Origin of the sequence: Kribbella koreensis, from assembly GCF_039525325.1 — a bacterium.
Lineage (GTDB): Bacteria > Actinomycetota > Actinomycetes > Propionibacteriales > Kribbellaceae > Kribbella > Kribbella koreensis.
In genome coordinates this window covers 810772-828892 of record NZ_BAAAHK010000013.1, presented here as the reverse complement: position 1 = coordinate 828892, position 18121 = coordinate 810772, and the positions used below count along the sequence as shown (strand labels likewise).

General features: G+C 68.8%; 16 protein-coding genes. 4 read left to right on the top strand and 12 right to left on the bottom strand.

All coding sequences use genetic code 11. The annotated features are described in order from the left end of the window. The first annotated feature begins 16 nt into the window (after positions 1-16). From ABD116_RS28310 to ABD116_RS28300, 3 genes are all read left to right on the top strand, one after another. Complete coding sequence (locus tag ABD116_RS28310) at positions 17-637, top strand: peptidoglycan-binding domain-containing protein (protein WP_343976710.1); 621 nt, start codon at positions 17-19, stop codon at positions 635-637. 107 nt (positions 638-744) lie between these two features. After that, positions 745-1236, top strand: coding sequence for a peptidoglycan-binding domain-containing protein (locus tag ABD116_RS28305; RefSeq protein ID WP_343976707.1), 492 nt, complete (start codon positions 745-747; stop codon positions 1234-1236). A 22-nt stretch (positions 1237-1258) separates the two neighbouring features. Beyond that, a complete protein-coding gene (locus tag ABD116_RS28300; protein ID WP_343976704.1) occupies positions 1259-2428 on the top strand; it encodes a class I SAM-dependent methyltransferase in 1170 nt (389 codons plus the stop codon). A gap of 258 nt (positions 2429-2686) precedes the next feature. On the opposite strand, the gene ABD116_RS28295 is transcribed toward ABD116_RS28300, so the two are convergent. From ABD116_RS28295 to ABD116_RS28250, 10 genes are all read right to left on the bottom strand, one after another. Then, entirely contained in the window at positions 2687-3412 is a 726-nt protein-coding gene (locus ABD116_RS28295; RefSeq protein ID WP_343976701.1) for a dienelactone hydrolase family protein, read from the bottom strand. Further along, complete coding sequence (locus tag ABD116_RS28290; RefSeq protein ID WP_343976698.1) at positions 3409-3861, bottom strand: GNAT family N-acetyltransferase; 453 nt, start codon at positions 3859-3861, stop codon at positions 3409-3411. Before ABD116_RS28290 ends, ABD116_RS28295 begins: the two co-directional genes overlap by 4 nt. Further along, entirely contained in the window at positions 3858-4913 is a 1056-nt protein-coding gene (gene tsaD, locus ABD116_RS28285) for a tRNA (adenosine(37)-N6)-threonylcarbamoyltransferase complex transferase subunit TsaD (RefSeq protein WP_343976695.1), read from the bottom strand. The genes ABD116_RS28290 and tsaD overlap by 4 nt, the downstream gene beginning before the upstream one ends. After that, complete coding sequence (locus tag ABD116_RS28280) at positions 4913-5362, bottom strand: GNAT family N-acetyltransferase (protein ID WP_343976692.1); 450 nt, start codon at positions 5360-5362, stop codon at positions 4913-4915. Before ABD116_RS28280 ends, tsaD begins: the two co-directional genes overlap by 1 nt. Beyond that, entirely contained in the window at positions 5359-6027 is a 669-nt protein-coding gene (tsaB, locus tag ABD116_RS28275; RefSeq protein WP_343976689.1) for a tRNA (adenosine(37)-N6)-threonylcarbamoyltransferase complex dimerization subunit type 1 TsaB, read from the bottom strand. The genes ABD116_RS28280 and tsaB overlap by 4 nt, the downstream gene beginning before the upstream one ends. Before the next feature lie 2 nt (positions 6028-6029). Beyond that, on the bottom strand, positions 6030-7082 hold the full coding sequence (gene tsaE, locus ABD116_RS28270) for a tRNA (adenosine(37)-N6)-threonylcarbamoyltransferase complex ATPase subunit type 1 TsaE (protein WP_343976686.1): 1053 nt from the start codon (positions 7080-7082) through the stop codon (positions 6030-6032). 49 nt (positions 7083-7131) lie between these two features. Next, a complete protein-coding gene (locus tag ABD116_RS28265; protein ID WP_343976683.1) occupies positions 7132-8250 on the bottom strand; it encodes an alpha/beta fold hydrolase in 1119 nt (372 codons plus the stop codon). A gap of 5 nt (positions 8251-8255) precedes the next feature. Continuing rightward, a complete protein-coding gene (gene alr / locus ABD116_RS28260) occupies positions 8256-9404 on the bottom strand; it encodes an alanine racemase (protein ID WP_343976680.1) in 1149 nt (382 codons plus the stop codon). A gap of 17 nt (positions 9405-9421) precedes the next feature. After that, complete coding sequence (locus tag ABD116_RS28255) at positions 9422-10069, bottom strand: HAD family hydrolase (RefSeq protein WP_343976677.1); 648 nt, start codon at positions 10067-10069, stop codon at positions 9422-9424. Between the two features lie 154 nt (positions 10070-10223). Next, positions 10224-12674: a lamin tail domain-containing protein gene (locus tag ABD116_RS28250; RefSeq protein WP_343976674.1), complete on the bottom strand. Its 2451-nt coding sequence runs from the start codon at positions 12672-12674 to the stop codon at positions 10224-10226. A gap of 156 nt (positions 12675-12830) precedes the next feature. On the opposite strand from ABD116_RS28250, the gene ABD116_RS28245 reads away from it, so the two are divergent. Beyond that, positions 12831-13670, top strand: coding sequence for an META domain-containing protein (locus tag ABD116_RS28245; protein WP_343976671.1), 840 nt, complete (start codon positions 12831-12833; stop codon positions 13668-13670). On the opposite strand, the gene ABD116_RS28240 is transcribed toward ABD116_RS28245, so the two are convergent. Together ABD116_RS28240 and ABD116_RS28235 are read right to left on the bottom strand one after the other, a co-directional pair. Further along, a complete protein-coding gene (locus ABD116_RS28240; protein WP_343976668.1) occupies positions 13657-16629 on the bottom strand; it encodes a sugar-binding protein in 2973 nt (990 codons plus the stop codon). The genes ABD116_RS28245 and ABD116_RS28240 overlap by 14 nt on opposite strands. A gap of 54 nt (positions 16630-16683) precedes the next feature. Beyond that, positions 16684-18120: an NAD(P)H-hydrate dehydratase gene (locus ABD116_RS28235; protein WP_343976666.1), complete on the bottom strand. Its 1437-nt coding sequence runs from the start codon at positions 18118-18120 to the stop codon at positions 16684-16686. Position 18121: the final 1 nt, after the last annotated feature.

The following is an 18121-nucleotide window of genomic DNA, read 5'->3' as shown; positions in this document are numbered from 1 at the left end:
GCCCGAGGAGAGAACCATGGCGCTCCACCTCCCGTCACTGCCGAAGCTGACCACCCGCAAGACGGTGGTGATCGCACTGCTGGTGATCAGCCCGTTCGCGGTCGCCGGCCTCGCGGCCAAAGGCGCGCACGACTCCTCCTCCGGCCACCCCGGCAACGCGGCCCCTGGCGGCGCCGCGCCCGCAGTACAGCTCAAGGCCAAGGACGCGGCCGCAGAGACCGCTGACCGGACAGCCGCGGCCCAGGCGGCCGCCGCGACCCCGCAGTGCCTGTATGCCCGGGTCGTACCGATCGGCAAGACCGGCTGGGGCATTCCGATGCCGTCGCTGTGGAACAGCCCGAGCACCACCTGCAACCTGATGTACGGCGACGACCCGTTCCGGGGCTCGAACCACAGAGGCGACCCGGACACCGCCATCCGGGTCCTTCAGCGCAACCTGAACTACTGCTACGGCTACAGGCTCACAGTGGACGGCATCTACGGCAGCAACACCCGTGGAGTGATCAAGGCCGTCCAGAGGCGCCACAAGCTGGCCGTCGACGGCATCTACGGTCCCAAGACCCGCTCGGCGATGAACTGGCGCCTGTACGCCACCAAGACCAACACGTGGAGCAAGAACTGCTCCAGCCCGCTCTGACCCGCTGCAACTTCCTGCAACCAACTGCAACGAACAAAAGGGCAGCCGGCGCAGTCTCAACGAGCAAGCGATCCCGGAGGGGGGATCGGATACTCGAGGGGCACACCATGGGATTTCTACGTACCGCAGTCACTGTCGGCGCGACGGCCGTGATGGCCATCAGCGGCGCAGTGGTCGCGACCACGACGGCCGATGCCGCACCGGTCAGGGTCAAGGGGCTGGAGCAGTGTCTGTCCGCGCTGATGAAGCCGGTCGGCAAGGGCTGGGCCGTGCAGGTGCCGGGCGGCTGGGAGGACACCTCCACCAACTGCAACCTGAAGTACGGCGACAACCCGCGGCGCTACGGCCCGGACTACGTCGGCGATCCCGCGTCGGCGATCAAGGCCCTGCAGCGGGACCTGAACTTCTGCTACGGCAGCAAGCTCACCGTCGACGGCAAGTACGGCAGCAAGACCCGCGCGGCGGTGCTGAAGGTCCAGCGCAAGCACAAGATCACCGCCGACGGCATCTACGGCCCGAAGACCAGGTCTGCGATGAACTGGCGGATGTACTCGCTGCAGAAGCACGCCTGGAGCAACACCTGCGCAAGCCCGCTCTGAGCGGCGGGGCAGACTGTGCCGGGTGACACCTGACTCGATCTCGCTGTTGCTGGCGCCGGCCGGAGCTGAAGTACTAGCCGAGGCCTGCGCCGGCTTCACGCCAGGAGGCGAACTACGCCTGGTCGAGAAGCTCAGACGCCGGTACGACGTTGCTGTGGTCACCGCTGCTGTCACGCAGGCTTCTCTGCGGCATCGGGCGGTGGCCAAGTTCGGTGCCGAGGATGCAGCACGCATGTACTTCACCCCGGACGGCCTGGAGCAGGCCACGCGCACGACGGTCGGGGTGCACCGGGCCGCTCGCATCGGTGCGACGCTTCCGGGAGCAACTGTGGTCGACCTCGGCTGTGGGATCGGGGGCGACCTGATCAGCGCGGCACGGGCCGGGTTGCGAGTCACCGGTGTCGAGCGGGATCCCGCGACGGCTGCAGCGGCTCAGGCGAACCTTGCCGCCCTGGAGTTGCCCGGCCAGGTTCTGGTGGGTGATGCAGAGGCGCAGGACTGTTCGCAGTACGAGGTGGTGTTTGCTGATCCGGCACGGCGGGCGGACGGGAAGCGGGTGTTCGACCACAACGCCTATTCGCCGCCGTGGTCCTTCATTACCGATCTACTGGCGGGCACTGCCTGCGTGAAGGTCGCCCCGGGCATCCCGCACGAGGCCGTCCCGGACGGCGTCGAGGCTGAGTGGGTCAGCGACGCAGGCGAGGTCAAAGAGGCAGCGCTTTGGTCCGGCAAGCTCTACGCCGGTACTACGCGCCGTGCGACCCTCCTCCCCAGTGGAGCGACAGTGACGTCCGCACCGGAGGTCGACAGCGCTCCGGTCGGCCAGTACATCTATGAGCCCGACGGAGCCGTCGTCAGGGCCGGTCTGGTCACCGCAGTGGCCGAAGCCGTCGACGGGTGGCTGCTTGATCCGCGGATCGCCTATGTGAGCGCCGATAGCTTGGTGGCGACGCCGCTGGCATCGGCGTACGAGGTGGTCGAGGAGCTGCCCTACAAGGAGAAGGCGCTGCGGTCCTGGGTGCGCACACAGGGCATCGGGACGCTGGAGATCAAGAAGCGCGGCGTGGATTTCGACCCGGCCGTCCTGCGCAAGAAGCTGGCCCCCAAGGGCGCGGCGAGCGCCACCCTGATCGTCACCCGGATCGGCCGGGACGCCGTCGCGTACTCCTGCCGGCGGGTCGCCCGCCCTTGACTTGCATTCGCAGGAGATTCGAACATATGATCGATCTCACGAGCGGGCTCCTGGCCGGCTCGCCGACGGACGAGGTGCTGCGTCCGTTGCCGCCGCCCCGGCCAGGAGCCCGCCACTAAGCAGTAGGCCGTCGTTCGACAGCTCGGCGTCATGCGGACGCAGGAGGATGTTCACCTTGTCGAGGCAGGCTGATCCTCAGAACCGGCCTACCGCTGGCCGTTACTGGGGACCTAGCGGTGCACTTTGGTCCGCAGTTTTCTACAGACGCCCGACGACCCGATGGGTCAGCCGCGCCTTGGCGATGTCGAGTACGCCGCGCAGCGCGCTGTCCGCGTGCTTCGAGTGCGGCAGCGGGTCGACGCGATCGGAGTCGAGGCTGAGTTCGTACGACGTACCGGCGGCGAAGTCTCGTACCAGCGCGTTCCAGTCCGGGCTGCGCTGGAGCATCGTGTGGTTTTCGCCTGCCACCGACAACAGAGCAACCGGTACTCCGGAAGCCCGCAACCGCTTGGCGTAGGCGGCCGTCTGCGCCGGGGCGGTGATCCGGTCGTCCGTGCCATGGGCGAACACGACCGGTCCGCGCGACTGCACCAGCGGCTCGCCGTCCGGCAGCCAGGGCGCGAGCGCCAGCACCCCGTCGACCAGCGGGTGGTTGCCCGCAGCAACGATGGCGCGCCCGCCCATCGAGTGCCCGATCAGCACGACGCGGGTGATCCGTACAGGCAATCGATCCAGCACCGCCCGGAGGTCAGCCACGGGATCGGCGTCAGCGCCGTTCCAGCCGCGGTAGCGATAGCGCATCAGCCCGACGGCAGCTCCCGGCGCACCAGCCCGAGCAGCCGGGGCAAACGGCCACATCCGCAGGATCGCCGCCCGCCAAGCACCCGCCGGCTCCCGCGAGTCCTCTTCACCGCCGTGTGCCAGGAGGATCAGCTCGGTCGCCTCCGACGGCGCCACCAGCAGATCAATCCTCGGAAAACTCACGCGTGGCTGCCGTACAGCGTGGCTGGGTCTTGCTGGACCACCAACATCCGGCTTGGGTCGGGCAGGTCATGGAAGCCGTAGGACCGGTACAGGTCGTGTGCGTCGGCTGTCGCCAGCATCAGGCGCCGCAACCCACGCAGCTCCGGGTGCTCCAGCAGCGTGGACACGACGAACCTGCCGAGTCCGTGCCCCCGCTGCGATTCCAGCACGAACACGTCGGCGATCCACGCGAACGTCGCCCGATCCGTCACCGCCCGCGCGTACGCCACCTGCGCGCCCGCTTCGTCATACACACCGAGATTCAACGACCCGGCGATCGCCCGCTCGACCACATCCCGCGGCACACCCGGCGACCAGTACGCCGTACGCAGGAACCCGTGCACCACATCGACATCGATCCGGGCCGCGTCGTCATCGGCGACGAACCCGCCGTCGTGCTGCCACCTCATGAGTTCAGCACCGTCGTGATCGGCATCGACGAGTCGGCCGGCAACCCCAACGGCGACGGCTCCTTGCCGGCCCGGACCAGCTCCGACCCCAGCGCGGCCACCATCGCCCCGTTGTCCGTGCACAACCCCGGCCGCGGAACCCGTACTGCGATGCCTGCCGCGGCGCAGCGCTCCTCGGCCATCGCCCGCAGCCGCGAGTTGGCCGCGACGCCGCCGCCGATCAGCAGGTGCTCGTAGCCGCGGTCCTTGCACGCGTCGATCGCCTTGCGGGTCAGCACATCGCAGACCGCCTCCTGGAAGGCCGCCGCGACGTGGTTGATCGGAACCTCCTCACCGTCGCGCCGCTTCGCCTCGACCCAGCGCGCGACGGCCGTCTTCAGCCCGGAGAAAGAGAAGTCGAAGCGATGCCGCTCCAGGTCCTTCTGGCTGGTCAGCCCGCGCGGGAAGCGGACGTACAGGGCGTCTCCGCCATCCCGTGCCGCCTTGTCGACATATGGACCTCCGGGGAACGGCAGCCCGAGCACCCGCGCGACCTTGTCGAACGCCTCGCCGGCCGCGTCGTCGATGGTCGACCCCATCGGCTCGACGCCGACGGTGATGTCCTCGACCGCGAGCAGCGACGAGTGCCCACCGGAGACGAGCATCGCGATCGCGCCCTTGGGGATGTCACCGTGTTCGAGGGTGTCGACGGCGACGTGCGCGGCGAGGTGGTTGACGCCGTACAAGGGTTTCTCGAGGGAGAGCGCGAGGCCCTTGGCGGCGGCGACGCCGACGAGCAGCGCGCCGGCCAGACCGGGGCCGCTGGTGACGGCGATCGCGTCGACGTCGGTGGGTTTGATCCCGGCCGTCTCGCAGGCGCGGCGGATCGTCGGCACCATCGCCTCGAGGTGCGCACGGCTGGCGACCTCCGGTACGACGCCGCCGAACCGCGCGTGCTCCTCGACACTGGAGGCGATCGCGTCGGCGAGCAGCGTCTGACCGCGGACGATGCCGACCCCGGTCTCGTCGCACGACGTCTCGATCCCGAGGATCAGCGGTTCGTTGTCACTCATCAAGCCTTCTCCTGCCACTGCATGATCACTGCGTCCTCGCCGCCGGCGTAGTACCCGCGCCGCCGGCTGATCTCCTCGAAACCGTAGCCGCGGTACAAAGCCCCGGCCCCTTCGTTGCCTGCAGCAACTTCCAGCAGGACCGTCCGGCCGGTGCATCGTTGCAACGCGGCGGTCATCAACTGCCCACCGATCCCGGTACGCCGTTCAGCCGGGCTGACCGCGATCCGGAGCAGGTCAACCGGGTCCTCCGGTGCGGGCGGCATCAGCAATACGACGTACCCGACCTGCATTCCCTCGTCCGCCACGAGCACGACCCGGTCCGTACTGAGCCGGGCGAACTCCGCTGCCCACGACTCGGCACTCCACGCGGAGTCGCCGAAACAAACCTTGTCGAGCGCAACCAGCGCATCGAGGTCGGCTGATTTCGCTGGTCGGATCGCTGGTCTCACTTCGGCAGCACGCTCTTGGGCCCGCCCGACATGGTGACGTCCGGGCGGCGGAGGTAGAGCGGGTCGGGCGCGACGATCGGCAGCGTGCCGGTCGCAACTCCCAGAGCGAGTACCTCAGCCGACGGGTACTCGATCACGTCGCTCGTCTCGAGCCCCAACGCCTCGCCGTACAAAACAGCCCCACGCCCGATCACCGGCAACCCGGCGAGCACGTGCGCAACGTCCGCCGGCTTGTCCACCGCCGGCCCCTCGAGCCGCCGCCGGCTCCCATCCGCCGCAGGCCCGTCATACAACGCCCAGTAGATCTCTTTCCGCCGAGCATCCGTCGCCACCGCTACCGGCAACTGCAAAGAAGACTGCCGAGCCAACACATCAAGACTGCAAACCCCGACAACCTCGACCCCCAGCACCTCCCCCATAGTCCGGGCAGTAACCAACCCGACCCGCAACCCGGTGAACGGCCCCGGCCCAACCCCCACCGCAATCTTCGTAAGATCCCGCGGAGTCGCCCCCGCCGCAGCCAACGCCTGCTCGATAGCAGGAGCCAACAACTCCCCATGCCGCAAAGCATCCACCGTCGAAGAAGAAGCAACGGTCGCCCCGGTCACTGGGTCGGCAAGCGCCACAGTCACGGCAGCACTGGAGGTGTCAAAAGCAAGCAGCATCGTCAGTTCTCCTCATGCCCAGCGTCGGCACTCCGCACCGCGCCACCTCCGGCGGCGCTCGCGGAGGGCGAGTCCACGCTCTGATCGGCAGCCGGCTGCGCCGTGCTGTCGCTCGCCGGCAGATCTGCTGCCGGCTGGGCAGGCGCAGTCAGGTGGATGCCGCTCTCCGCCCAGCGGGGGCCTGCGGGGGTGATGCGGAGTTCGCGGGTTTCGTCTGTGTCGTTGTCGCCTCGGGTGACGACTATGTCCAGGCGGTCGGGGGCTAGGGCTTCGGCTAGGCCTTGGCCCCATTCGACGACTGTTACCGCTTCTTCCAGGGAGGCGTCCAGGTCCAGGTCGTCCAGTTCGGCGAAGCCGCCTAGGCGGTAGGCGTCTACGTGGACCAGGGCGGGGCCGCCGGACAGAGAAGGGTGGACTCGGGAGATTACGAAGGTTGGGGAGGTGATGTCGCCTCGGACCTTCAGACCCGCGCCCAGGCCCTGGGTGAAGGTGGTTTTGCCGGCGCCCAGGTCGCCGGAGAGGACCAGTACGTCGCCGGCGCGTAGCTGGCCGGCTAGTTCCTCGGCGATCGAGCGCATGTCATCGGCGGTGGGGACGGTGAGGAAGACGGGCATCGCCTTGGCGTAGATGAGGTTCTGGCCCTCCTGCGCAACGACGGAGTAGCCGCGGCGGCGCCAGAATTCGACCGTGTCGGGGAGTTCGACCCGGGCGATCAAGCGCACCCGGCGCAGTCCGCGTGCGCGCGCGGCATCTTCGGCGCAACCGACCAGCGCGGACGCCACGCCACGGCCCTGGAAGCGTGGGTCGACCGAGACCCGGCGCAGGCCGAGGACGTCGCCGGAGATCTCGAAGAGCATCGCGCCGGCCGGTTCGCCGTCGATGCGGACCAGCAGGCCGCCGTACGTCGAGACTGCCTCGCCGACCGTCGTCGCGTTCTCCTCCAGCGCGGTGGAGGGCGGGTCGAGGGTGCGGCGGGCGGCGAACGCGTGATGGATCACCGCAACGATCTCGTCCACGTGCTCCGCAGTCGCGTCCACCACGTGCAGGTCGGTCATCTCTGTCCCAGGGCTAGTGCGGTCGTGTCTGTCCGAGAGCTGGGCCGGGTCATCTCTGTCCCAGGGCTAGTTCGGCGCGCTCGATCATGCCGAGCAGGGCCGCGGTGAACTCACGATGATGCTCGATCAGGCCGAGGTGACCGCAGTTCGGTACCTCGACCAGTTCTGCTCCCGGCACGTGCCGGACGATCTCCTCGGAGTGCTCGAAGGGAGTCAGATGATCGGAGTCCCCACCGATCACCACGCACTCCACCTTCTGCAACGGCTCCAGGTCCTCGTACCTGTCGTGCAGCGCGAAGATCGGGTAGAACTCCGCGATCACCGAGATCGGCGTCGCCGCGATCATCTCGTTGACGAACTCGGTGTACGCCGGCGGTACCTCCGACCCGAACGAGTACTTCCGGGTCAGCAGATAGCTGATGTCCGTACCAGCCTTGCGACTCCGCTCGACCACATCGGGAATCCGCGCCAGCGCCGCAACCGTCGGCGTCGCCAAAGCCCGCGCGAGCATGCCGACCCGACCGGGAAAAACGATCGGTACGTCGTCCAGCCCGCCGGCGCTGGTCGAGCACAGCCCGACCCCGATCACCCGATCCCCGAACAGCTCCGGGTGCTCGCCGGCCAGCGCCATGATCGACATGCCGCCCATCGAGTGCCCGATCAGGATCACCGGACCCGTCGGGGCGAACTCCTCCAGGATCCCGTACAGATCCCGCCCGAGCTGGTCGATGCTGACGTTCTCCTTGGGCGACCGCCCGGACCGCCCGTGCGAGCGCTGGTCGTAGAAGACCATCGTGCCGATCCCGGCCAGGTCGCGGCGCTCGAAGTGCCAGCAGTCCATGTTGAGCCCGTAGCCGTGCAGGAAGATCAGCGTCAGATCCTCCATCGGCGGCGGCACCTTGCGACCCAGCCGTCGCCGTGGCGGCGGTTCGGGCCGGCGCGATCGCTTCAAGGCGTCGACCTCGACGTACAACTCGACCCCGTCATCGGCCGTGAACACGTGCGGCGTACCGCGCAGCGAGCCGAACGGCTCGGCTTCCAGCTGCGCGCGCTGTCCCGACCGGCGCCCGATCACCTGCCGCTCGACGGCCACGCCGGCGGCAGCACCTGCCGCGAGCACACCGACCGCGGCGCCGATCAGACCGGCAGTGCGTCCTACCTTCGCCATCCCGGTCACCTCCCGCTGTCGACGTACCGGCGGGGGATGCGAGCTCCCAGCCGGGTCACGATCTCGTAGTTGATGGTGCCTGCCGCATCCGCCCAGTCGTCCGCGGTCGGCTCTCCGTCGGCACCGGGGCCGAACAGCACGACCTCGTCGCCCGCGGCCACCTGGTCGTCCTGGAGATTCACCACGCACTGATCCATACAGATCCGGCCGACGATGGTACGACGCTCGCCGCCCACCTGGACGGGCGCACCGTTCGACGCGTGCCGCGGCAGGCCGTCGCCGTACCCGAGCGGGATCAGTCCGAGCGTCGACGGCCGCGGCGCGGTCCAGGTCAGCCCGTACGAAACGCCCACGCCGGCCGGCACCCGCTTCACCATCGCGAACCGCGCCTTCAACGTCATCGCCGGCCGCAGTCCCAGCTCCCCCGACGGCACGTCGTGCCCGAACGGAGACAGCCCGTACGTCGCGATGCCAGGCCGCACCAGGTCGAGATGAGTCTCCGGCAGCGCCAGCGTGCCACCCGAGTTCGCGATATGCCGCAGCCCCGGGTCGACCCCGAACGACTCCGCCACCTCGACGGCATGCCTGAACGTCGCCAGCTGCGCCTCGTTGACCGGACTCTTCGGCTCGTCCGACGACGCCAGATGGGACCAGATGCCCGCGATCTCGATCCGCCCGGTCGCCACTTCGGCCAGCGCGGCGCGGATCAGGGCCGGCCACTCCTCCGGTACGGCGCCCCCGCGGCTCATCCCCGTGTCGATCTTCAGGTGCACGCGGGCCGGCCGGTCGTCCACACCCGCGGCCAGCTCGTCGATCTCCCACGGCGCGGACGCCGACAGGTCGATGCCCGCGGCAATGGCCCGCGCGAGCGGCTCCCCCGGCGTGGTCAGCCAGCAGAAGATCGGCCCGGTGTCCCCGGCCGCCCGCAATTCGAGCGCTTCATCGAGTACGGCCGCACCGATCCAGTCCGCGCCGGCCTCCCGCGCGGCCCTGGCGACCGGGATCATCCCGTGCCCGTACGCGTCCGCCTTCACCACCGTCATGACCTGCGCCGAGCCCACGCGCGCACGCAGCGTGGCCACGTTGTGGCGGATCGCGCCGAGGTCCACGACCGCGACAGCACGAACCTTCGAGGGGGCTTCAAGCTCTGACATAGCCCTACCAGTGTCCATCAGGCCTGGTGGATAAGCTCCGGGAGGTCGGTCATCTTGTGGAAAACCTGGGTTGCGGTGGCCAGTTTCGCCGGGTCGGTCATCGCGGCGAAACCGAAGACTCTCATGCCGGCCGCGTTGGCGGCGGCGACGCCGAGTGGGCTGTCCTCGACGACCACGCAGCCGGCCGGTGCGACGCCCATCGTGGCCGCGGCGTGCAGGAAGAGATCAGGCGCCGGCTTACCGTGCGCGACGTCCTCCGAGCTGAAGATCCGGCCCTCGAAACGGTCCCAGAAGCCGACCGCGGTCAACGCCGTGTGGATCCGCCGATGCGTTCCCGATGACGCCAGGCAGTACCTGATGCCCTCCGCATCGAGCTGATCCAGCACCTCCCGTACGCCGGGAATCGGCTCCAGCCGGGCGAATCCGGCGAAGAGCCGTTCGTGGTACCGGTCCTCGAGATCAGCCGGCAACGGCGACCCGAGCTTGGCCTCGGCCATCGTTCGCATCGACGCCATGCTGCCGCCCATGAAGTCCCGCACGGTCTCCTCGAACGTGTACGGCAGCCCCGCCTCGGTCAGCAACTCGGCCAGGATGCCGTTGGCCAGCCGCTCCGAGTCCACCAGCACGCCGTCGTTGTCGAAGATCACCAATCCGGGTCTGCTCACACCGCGACCCTACGCACACCCCGCCAACCCCCGGCCGCCCCCACCGCGGCATCTCGGGGGTTAACCCCTCACCTGGTGGGTTGCCTCCCGAGAACCACGGGTGGCAACCCACCATCTCGGGGGTTAACCCCCGAGATGGTGGTGAGGCCAGGTGTTACGGGACGTCGACCACCGGGCTGCCGGGGAGGCAGCGGGTCGGGAGGGGGTCTACGTCACAACCGGTCAGGATGCGGACGATCTGCGGATCGTGGTCGCTGGCCTGGTCGGAGAACTCCGCGTTGATGTGCACGACACCGTACGAGTAGCCCTTGATCGCCGGGCTGACCGCGATGTGGTCGAGCACCTGCGAGTTGCCGTCGAAGATGTAGCTGTACCGCTGGTCGGCGGGCAGCGTGTCGATCAGCGTCTTCAGCACCGTCCCGTTGCCGGTCAGGGTCTGGACGGCCGGGCTGAACTGGTAGTCGTTCAGGTCGCCCAGCACGATCGCCCGGGCCCGCCCGGCCGACTTGGTGTTGAGGTCGGAGATGAACTCGTTCACCTCGGCGGCCTGCTTCTGCCGCTGTACCTCGCTACTGCGGACCGGCGGCTGGACCGCGGCCGACAGCGGGTAGTCGCCACCCTTGGAGTTGAAGTGGTTGGCCACCACGAACAGCTGCTTGTTGCCGTCGTAGAGGAACTCGCCGACGAGCGGCTTGCGGCTGGACGGCCACGCGTCGCTGGTCGGGTCGATCCGGCCGGGCGAGACCGACAGCGAGACCTGGTTGCTGGTCGGCCGCGCGCGGACCACCTGGACGGCCGTGTTCGCGTCACCGCCGGGACGGTCGACGAACGTCGTACGGGCCGGGTTGAACAGGAACACCTGGCGGATGTTGCCGCCCGGCTCGCCGCCGTCGGTGTCGTTGTTCGGGTTGATCGAGCGCCAGTCGTACGTCGGTCCGCCGGCCGCCTGGATCGCGGCGATGAACTTGGCGATGGTCTGGTCGGCCGCGACCACTCCGTTGTCGGTGGCGCCGTTGTTGTCCTGGATCTCCTCCAGCGCGAGGATGTCCGGGCTGCCGAGGTTGCTGACGACCGCCTGGGCCAGCTTCGCGAACTTGGAGTCCGGGTTGGTGGCGGCCAGGTTCTCCACGTTGTAGGTCGCGACGGACAGGTCACCGGCCTTCTTCGGCGGCAGCACCATCTGCTTCTTCAGACCGCCCTCGGTGATCGTGCCGAGCTGGGTCGCCATCAGCGCGTAGCCGCCGAACGACTGGTAGTCGAGCGGTCCGGCGGTGCCGGCGGCCAGCGTCGAGCCGACGTTCGCCGCGGGAGCGCCGATCAGCGAGGCAATCATCAGCCGGCCGCCGTTCTGGTCGTCGTACGACTTGTAGATCGTGCCGCCGCGCGGGGTCGGGTTCTGGCCCGGCTTCAGCGTCACCCAGAGCTCACCGAACTGGGTGTTCACCGGGCTGACCAGCCGGGTGGCCTGGTCGATCGAGATCCGCATGCCTTCGTGCGTCTCGAGCCAGTCCAGCACGTAGCTGTTCGGCTCCAGCGGCTGCGCCTCGAGGGAGCCGGTCTTGGTGTAGGCGTCCGGGAAGACGACCGGTACCGGCGCCGGCAGCGGGTTGCCGCTGGTCAGCTTGATCGTGTTGACCGGGCCGCCGATCTCGGTCAGCGACTGGGCGCCGGTGGCCGGGCGGAACTCGGTGACCCGGCCAGTGGCCAGCACGGAGTCGCCGGCCACGACCGCCGGGGTCGTGGTGCCGGTGAAGACGAAGATGCCTTCGCTGCTCAGCGGGTCGGCGTCGGCGGTCGGGTCCTGGAACCAGTAACCGCGCGCGGAGCCGGTGGTACGGACCGCGGTGACGATGCCGGGGACGTTGGTGACGGACGTGCCGACGATCGGCGAGATCCGGCCGGTGCCCTGGATGTCGTGGATGCGGACGGTACCGGGGGTCGGGTCACCGGGGTCGCCCGGGTCTCCGGCGCTGACCGTCGTACCGGCGCTGTTGGTCGCCTTCGGTACGCCGGAGGTGAAGTCGACCGAGTTGTTGTCGGTGTCGATCATCGCGCCGCTGCGGGCGTCGGCCGTGGTGTTCGTGAGGCCGGGAGCCGCGAGCGTCTCGACGTTCGCCGTCGCGCCGTAGCCCACCAGGTCCTTGACGTTCGGCGCGGTCGAGCAGGTGATCCCGCAGCCCACCAAGGGGATCTGTGCGGTGACCAGGGCGACGACGCCGGAGGTCGCCGACATCGGGACCGAGCCGGTCGCATCGGGTGTCGGCAGGGCGACCGTGCCACCCGCACCCGCGGCCTGCTGGACCAGGTACTTGCCGTGGGCCGGGATGCTGCCGGTCAGGTTCGTCATCTGGAAGACGGCGCCTGCGGCGGACGCGTACTGGACGCTCCAGCCGGCGACGCTGACCGGGCTGTCGCTCAGGTTCGCGAGCTCGATGTAGTCGTTCTTGAAGACCGCCAGGTTGTTACCCCCGCCGCCGTAGACGCCGGAGATGACCACGTCGGTCGACAAGGCGTTCGCGGTACCGGGCAGCCCCACCATCGCCGTGATGACGGCCAGCGGTAACGCTGCCGCCACAATGCGCCGGCGCGCTCTGGAATGTGCCACTTGAATGTTCCCCCACCTAGATCGGATTGATTCCCACCGAGGAGCATGGTGCTACGAACGCCGCGCCGAAACCAGCGTTGGCGACTGTTTGCTTCCGGCATCCGAGGTGTTCACCTGCAACGCCTGGACGCCCCGCGGCGTCCTTAGATTGTGAGGATGCGGATAGTAGTGGCGGCGGTGGCCGGAGTGATGATGCTGACGGCTTGCGGGAGTGAGCCGTCCACGGGCGGACCAGGCGGCGGCGGGTCCACCAGTAGCGGGCCTACCAGCAGCGGGTCGGCCAGCAGTGCGCCTGGCGGTGGTGGGTCGCTCGACGGGCGGTCCTTCCTGTCCGTGTCGGTGACGGAGGACGGGAAGCCGAAGGAGCTGGCACCGAAGACCCGGATCGGGCTGCGGTTCGCGGACGGGAACGTGCATGCGGAGACCGGCTGCAACGAGGTCGGCGGCGAGGTCTCCACCGCCGGCGGCAAGCTGACGATCGATGTCCTCGGCGGCACCGAGATGGGCTGCGACACACCTCGGCAGGAGCAGCAGTACTGGGTCGAGCAGCTCCTGAAGGACCGGCCCACCTGGAAGCTCGACGCCGACACGCTCACTCTCACCCGCGGCACCACGACGGTGGTCCTGAAGGATCGCAAGGTCGTGCAACCCGACAAGGTGCTGGACGGCACCCGATGGTCGCTCGAGACCGTCGTCGAAGGCGGCGACACCGAGTGGCACCTGGTCGGCTCCGAGAAGGCTCACCTGACGATCAGCGGCGAGCGGATCACCGGATTCACCGGCTGCAACGACTTCCAGGGCGTGGTCGCGACGACCGGCAACCAGCTGACCTTCAGCGACCTGGTGAGCACCCAGAAGGCCTGCGCCGGCGACGACGGCAAGCTCGAGAAGGCCTTCGTCACCACGTTGAAGGGTCAGGTCACCTACACCATCGAGGCCAACCGCCTGCAGCTTCGCGCCGCAGACGGCAACGGCCTCGACCTCACCGCCCGCTGAGCCGTACGTCGAACGCCTGTACCTCGTTCTGCGCTGTCTCGAAGGACACCAGAAGTCGGCCGTCCGCCGCCAGCTTCGCTCGCTGCGCTGCGGTCAACGGGATGGACAGGTGCTTCACGCCGTTGGCGAGCTGCCGCTCGGCCTGCTTCACCACATGGCCGCTCATGTCCGGCGACCACGGCGGATAACCGCCATCCGTGACGGCGCAGGGCGTGAGGCCGTAGTCGGGTGCTGGGTCGGCGGCGGGCGAGCAGCTCGTCGTGTAGACCGGAATCGCGCCGATCGCGCCCGTCCACAGGAACAGCCTTGCCGTCCCTGGGGTCTTGGCGAACGTGTAGAGCTCCAGTGAGTTGCGGCCGAGTTCGGCGTACAGGAGCTTGAGGTCCTTGGTCGGTACGCGACCAGAGATCGGTACGCCGGTACGCGCCGACCGGGCGATCGTCTGGGGCGACAGTGCTCCGTCGAGGTTGGGGTTGGACACGTTGGGCGGGGCCGGCGTGGTCGGGCGATCGGCGGGTGGGGTGTAGCCGGTCAGCGTCGCCTGGCCCCAGCGGTACGGGTCGGACTGGACCGAGCCGAGGGCTGACCAGCCGGTGCGGGTGCTCATGTCGATGTGGCGCAACGTCGTCGTACCGGCTGCTGAGGTGTCGTCGTTGTCGTACGGCGTGATGTTGAGCCCGAGCCGGGCTGGGTCGACGGCGGCCGGGAGGGCGGAGAGGGGAATCTTGACCTCAAGGTCGTAGCCGCCACCGGCGTACGCGTGCGGGGTGGTCGTCTCGTTGCTGCCGACCCACTTGGCCGTCGTCGCGACCTGGACGCCCGGGGCGTTGCCGATGCTGAGCGGGCCGGACGAGTAGCCCTGGTGATTGTCGGCGTCGCGCTCCCAGCAGGGGCCGTTGGCGTTGGCGGGGTCGTTGGTGAAGGGGAAGATGCCGAGTTTGAAGGTGTTCGCGGTGTCTTTGAGGACTTGGGATGCGGTGCCGCGGGGGTCGAGCAGGATCTCCACCGAGTCGGCCTGCCAGTGGCCGACGCATTCCTGCGGGGTGACGGCATAGGACTGGTATTCGTCCCGGACGTGGACGAAGAAGTAGAGCGCGTCGTCGGACCAGGTGACCTTCGCGGTACTCCCGGCGCCGCAGTCGTTGGCATCCGAGCAAGCACCCTGCCAGACCCTCCCGATGTCGAGCGTCTCGCCGCTGTACTCCCCTGGCGTCGCCACACCGTCGACAACTGGCGCTGCAGCGGCATGGGCGATCGCTGTCGCGGGGACAAGCGACAGTGTCAGGGTCTCGCTGCCGGAGCCGGACGGAGCGCTGTAGGTCGTCGTGATCGGAATGGAGACGTTCTGTGTCGGCGGCAGGCTGGTGTCGGTGCTGGTGAGCTGGAACGTCACCGTCGTCTCGGCGCCGGGCTGGATGCTTGGGTATGGCTTGCTGGTCGCGTCGGCGCTGAAGTTGGCAGGCAGGGCCAGGCCGACTGTGCCGCTCTGGGGCTGGCTCGACCAGTTGTGGACGACAACCGGCAGCGCGATCGTGCTTCCGACCGCCATCGACTGGATCGCCGCCGATCTGCCCAGCCTCATCGCCTGCGGCGCCGTGTTGGCGAGCCATTGGTCGTACTCCTGCCAGTTCCCCCAGCGCTGGAACCGGCCCTCGGCCGGCGAGACGATCCTGATCACGCTGTCCGTGTAGCCGGACTTGCCGTCGTCGCTGGTGAAGAGGGCGGAGATCTTGAAGTTCTGGTTGACCGCGGCGGTGCTGCTGGGCGTGACCGTGAAGGTCAGCTCCTTACTGCCGTTGATCTTGCCGGTCTTCTGCGGCGCACTCACTGTCCAGCCGGCCGGCACGGTCAGCGCGACCTGCCCCTTGGGTAGCGAACCTTTGAGATGCAGGGTCGCTTGGAAGGGTTCGCCCGCGACGTTGAAGAAGCGGGAGAAGGTCAGGTACTCGAGCGTGCCCTTCGGCAGGCCGCCCGGATCCTGTTTGGTCGCGCCGAACAGGATCGCGTCGTCCTGACCGGCCGCAGGGCTGGTGTTCGGCTGGAACGGTACGAACGACTGCGTCATCCCGAAGCGGGGACAGGCGGGCGCCGAAACGCCCTTGTACATCACGCGACTCTGGGTCGGGTACGCCGCGCGTCCCTCGTCGGCCACCTGCTGCCAGCTCTTCGGCGTACCGGCTGGTTGGCCCTGCAGGTTTCCGGCCGGCCATTTGTAGGGCGAGTCGTAGCCGGTCCAGACGCCCGCGACCGGGTCGAGGCCGGTGGGGACGAAGCCGGTGGTGCAGTTGGCAGCTGTCGTGGTGCCGCCGGTGCCCGCAGTACTGCCGCCCGAGAACACCTTCTTGACCTGCCAGGTGCTCAGCGCTTTCGGGCCCTTGAGTTGCTCGGGGAACTTGGTCGGGTCAGCCGCGGCGAGCACTCCTTCCCAGATCAGGCGGCCGGCCTGCTGGTGGTTGCCGTGGCCGGCCTGCAGGGTGGGCGTGAAGCCGATGTAGATCTCCGGCTGCGTCGTCCGGATCACCCGGGTGACGCGGCGCAGGGTCTCCTGCTCGTCCCAGAAGTACTGCGTCAGCGGGGCGCTCTGGTTGTAGAAGAAGTCGACCCGGTCGAGGTTGAAGATGTCGACGGTGCCGGAGCGGTAGTGCGCGACGCGGTCCTCGTTCTCCCGCCGCAGGCCGAGGGCGGGACCGAGCTCGTTGCCCGCGGAGTTCCCGCCGCCCTCGCCGCGGGTGACCATGATGATCCCGCACTTGGTGCCGTAGCGCTGATGCCAGACGCCGCACGGCCCGATGATGCTGGTGTCGTCATCGGGGTGGGCCCACTCGCCCATCACGTCGATCTTCGTCGCTTTGTCGGCGACGTACGTACCGGCTTCTGTTGTTGGTGCGGCCTGCGCCTGGACTTGAACTCCCGTGGTGAGGAGCAGGACAGCGGCGAGCAGGGCGAGCGTGCGCTTCATGTGCGATCTCCTCGGGCGGTGGAGGCACTGGCACTTCTCGTCCTACCCGGCTATTCACTCTTCAAGCAAGACCTGCCGGGTCGCTTCTGCAACGTTGGCAGAAACCTGCATCGCCGTGATCGGCCCACCCCTCGACGCCAGGTTGGCGGCGGCGGCGTGCAGGTAGGCGCCGACAGCAGCCGCGTCGATCGGGGTCAGCCCGCCGGCCAGGAGGGCTCCGGTCAGGCCGGCCAGTACGTCACCCGCGCCCGCGGTGGCGAGCCAGGCGCCGGCGTTGGTGTTGACGCGGATCTGGCCGTCCGGGGCGGCGATGACGGTGGTCGAGCCCTTCAGCAGGACCGTCACGTCGAAGCGCTCTGCCGCCTGGCGGGCGTGCTTCAGGCGTTCTGCCTCGACCTCATGGCGTTCGACGCCGAGTAGCCGGGCCAGCTCGCCCGCGTGGGGGGTGATCAGGACGTTGGCCCGGTCGCCTGAGTCGTCGAGCGCCTTCAGTCCGTCGGCGTCGAGGAGTACGGGCTCTTCGGCGTCGAGGAGCTCGCGGATCTTGTCGACGTCGAGTTCGTCGCCGAGGCCGGAGCCGATCGCCCAGGCCTGGACGCGGCCTTCACCGGCCACCACCTCGGGGTGCTGAGCGCGAACTGCTTCGGCGACGGGGTCGGGGCCGACGTACCGGAGCATGCCGATCGGGCCGGCGAGCGCTCCGGAGGTGGCGATGACGGCGGCACCGGGGTACTGGGTGGAGCCGGCCATCAGGCCGAGGACGCCACGTGAGTACTTGTCGGATTCGCCGGTGGGGGTCGGGTACAGGGCGCGGATGTCGGGATCCTGGAGTGATTCGACCGGTGCCGGAGGTAGGTCGAGGCCGATCTCGACGAGGTGAACCGGACCACAGGCGGCCGCGGCGGGGTCGATCAGGTGACAGATCTTGTGCGTGCCGAAGGTGACGGTGAGTGCGGCCTTGACGTGCTCGGCGGGGGTCTCACCGGTGTCCACGTCGACGCCGGACGGGATGTCGACGGCGATGATCGGCACCTGGTGCTCCTCGGCGAGCTTCACCGCCGCCAGCGCTTCGGGTTTGAGGCCTGGCCGGCCGCCGATCCCGACGATGCCGTCGACAACAACATCAGCCACGGCGATCGCCCGAGCCGCAACCGGCTGCCCATCGGCGCTTGCCCCTCCCCCGTCGGCCACGCGACCACCGGCCTTGAGCAGGGCGGCCAGCCCCTCGCGGTGGTACTTGTCGGACAGCAGCACCGCGGTGACTTCGGCGCCTCGACGAGCTAGGTGCGTACCGGCGTACAGGGCGTCTCCGCCGTTGTCGCCGCTGCCGATCAGCAGCACCACCCGGGCGCCGTAGGTGAACCCGATGAAGTTGCTGATGGCAACGGCGAGCCCGGTCGCGGCGCGCTGCATCAGCGTGCCCTCGGGGAGTTTCGCCATCAGCGCGGCCTCGGCGGCGCGGACCTGGTCGACGGTGTGAGCGCGGCGCATC

Excerpts from the sequence above, each read along its gene's own strand:
- tsaB (WP_343976689.1), bottom strand. The coding sequence starts at position 6,027 with ATGCTGCTTGCTTTTGACACCTCCAGTGCTGCCGTGACTGTGGCGCTT.
- alr (WP_343976680.1), bottom strand. The coding sequence starts at position 9,404 with ATGTCAGAGCTTGAAGCCCCCTCGAAGGTTCGTGCTGTCGCGGTCGTG.
- ABD116_RS28310 (WP_343976710.1), top strand. The coding sequence starts at position 17 with ATGGCGCTCCACCTCCCGTCACTGCCGAAGCTGACCACCCGCAAGACG.
- ABD116_RS28305 (WP_343976707.1), top strand. The coding sequence starts at position 745 with ATGGGATTTCTACGTACCGCAGTCACTGTCGGCGCGACGGCCGTGATG.
- ABD116_RS28245 (WP_343976671.1), top strand. The coding sequence starts at position 12,831 with ATGCGGATAGTAGTGGCGGCGGTGGCCGGAGTGATGATGCTGACGGCT.
- ABD116_RS28235 (WP_343976666.1), bottom strand. The coding sequence starts at position 18,120 with ATGCGCCGCGCTCACACCGTCGACCAGGTCCGCGCCGCCGAGGCCGCG.
- tsaE (WP_343976686.1), bottom strand. The coding sequence starts at position 7,082 with ATGACCGACCTGCACGTGGTGGACGCGACTGCGGAGCACGTGGACGAG.
- ABD116_RS28290 (WP_343976698.1), bottom strand. The coding sequence starts at position 3,861 with ATGAGGTGGCAGCACGACGGCGGGTTCGTCGCCGATGACGACGCGGCC.
- tsaD (WP_343976695.1), bottom strand. The coding sequence starts at position 4,913 with ATGAGTGACAACGAACCGCTGATCCTCGGGATCGAGACGTCGTGCGAC.
- ABD116_RS28265 (WP_343976683.1), bottom strand. The coding sequence starts at position 8,250 with ATGGCGAAGGTAGGACGCACTGCCGGTCTGATCGGCGCCGCGGTCGGT.
- ABD116_RS28240 (WP_343976668.1), bottom strand. The coding sequence starts at position 16,629 with ATGAAGCGCACGCTCGCCCTGCTCGCCGCTGTCCTGCTCCTCACCACG.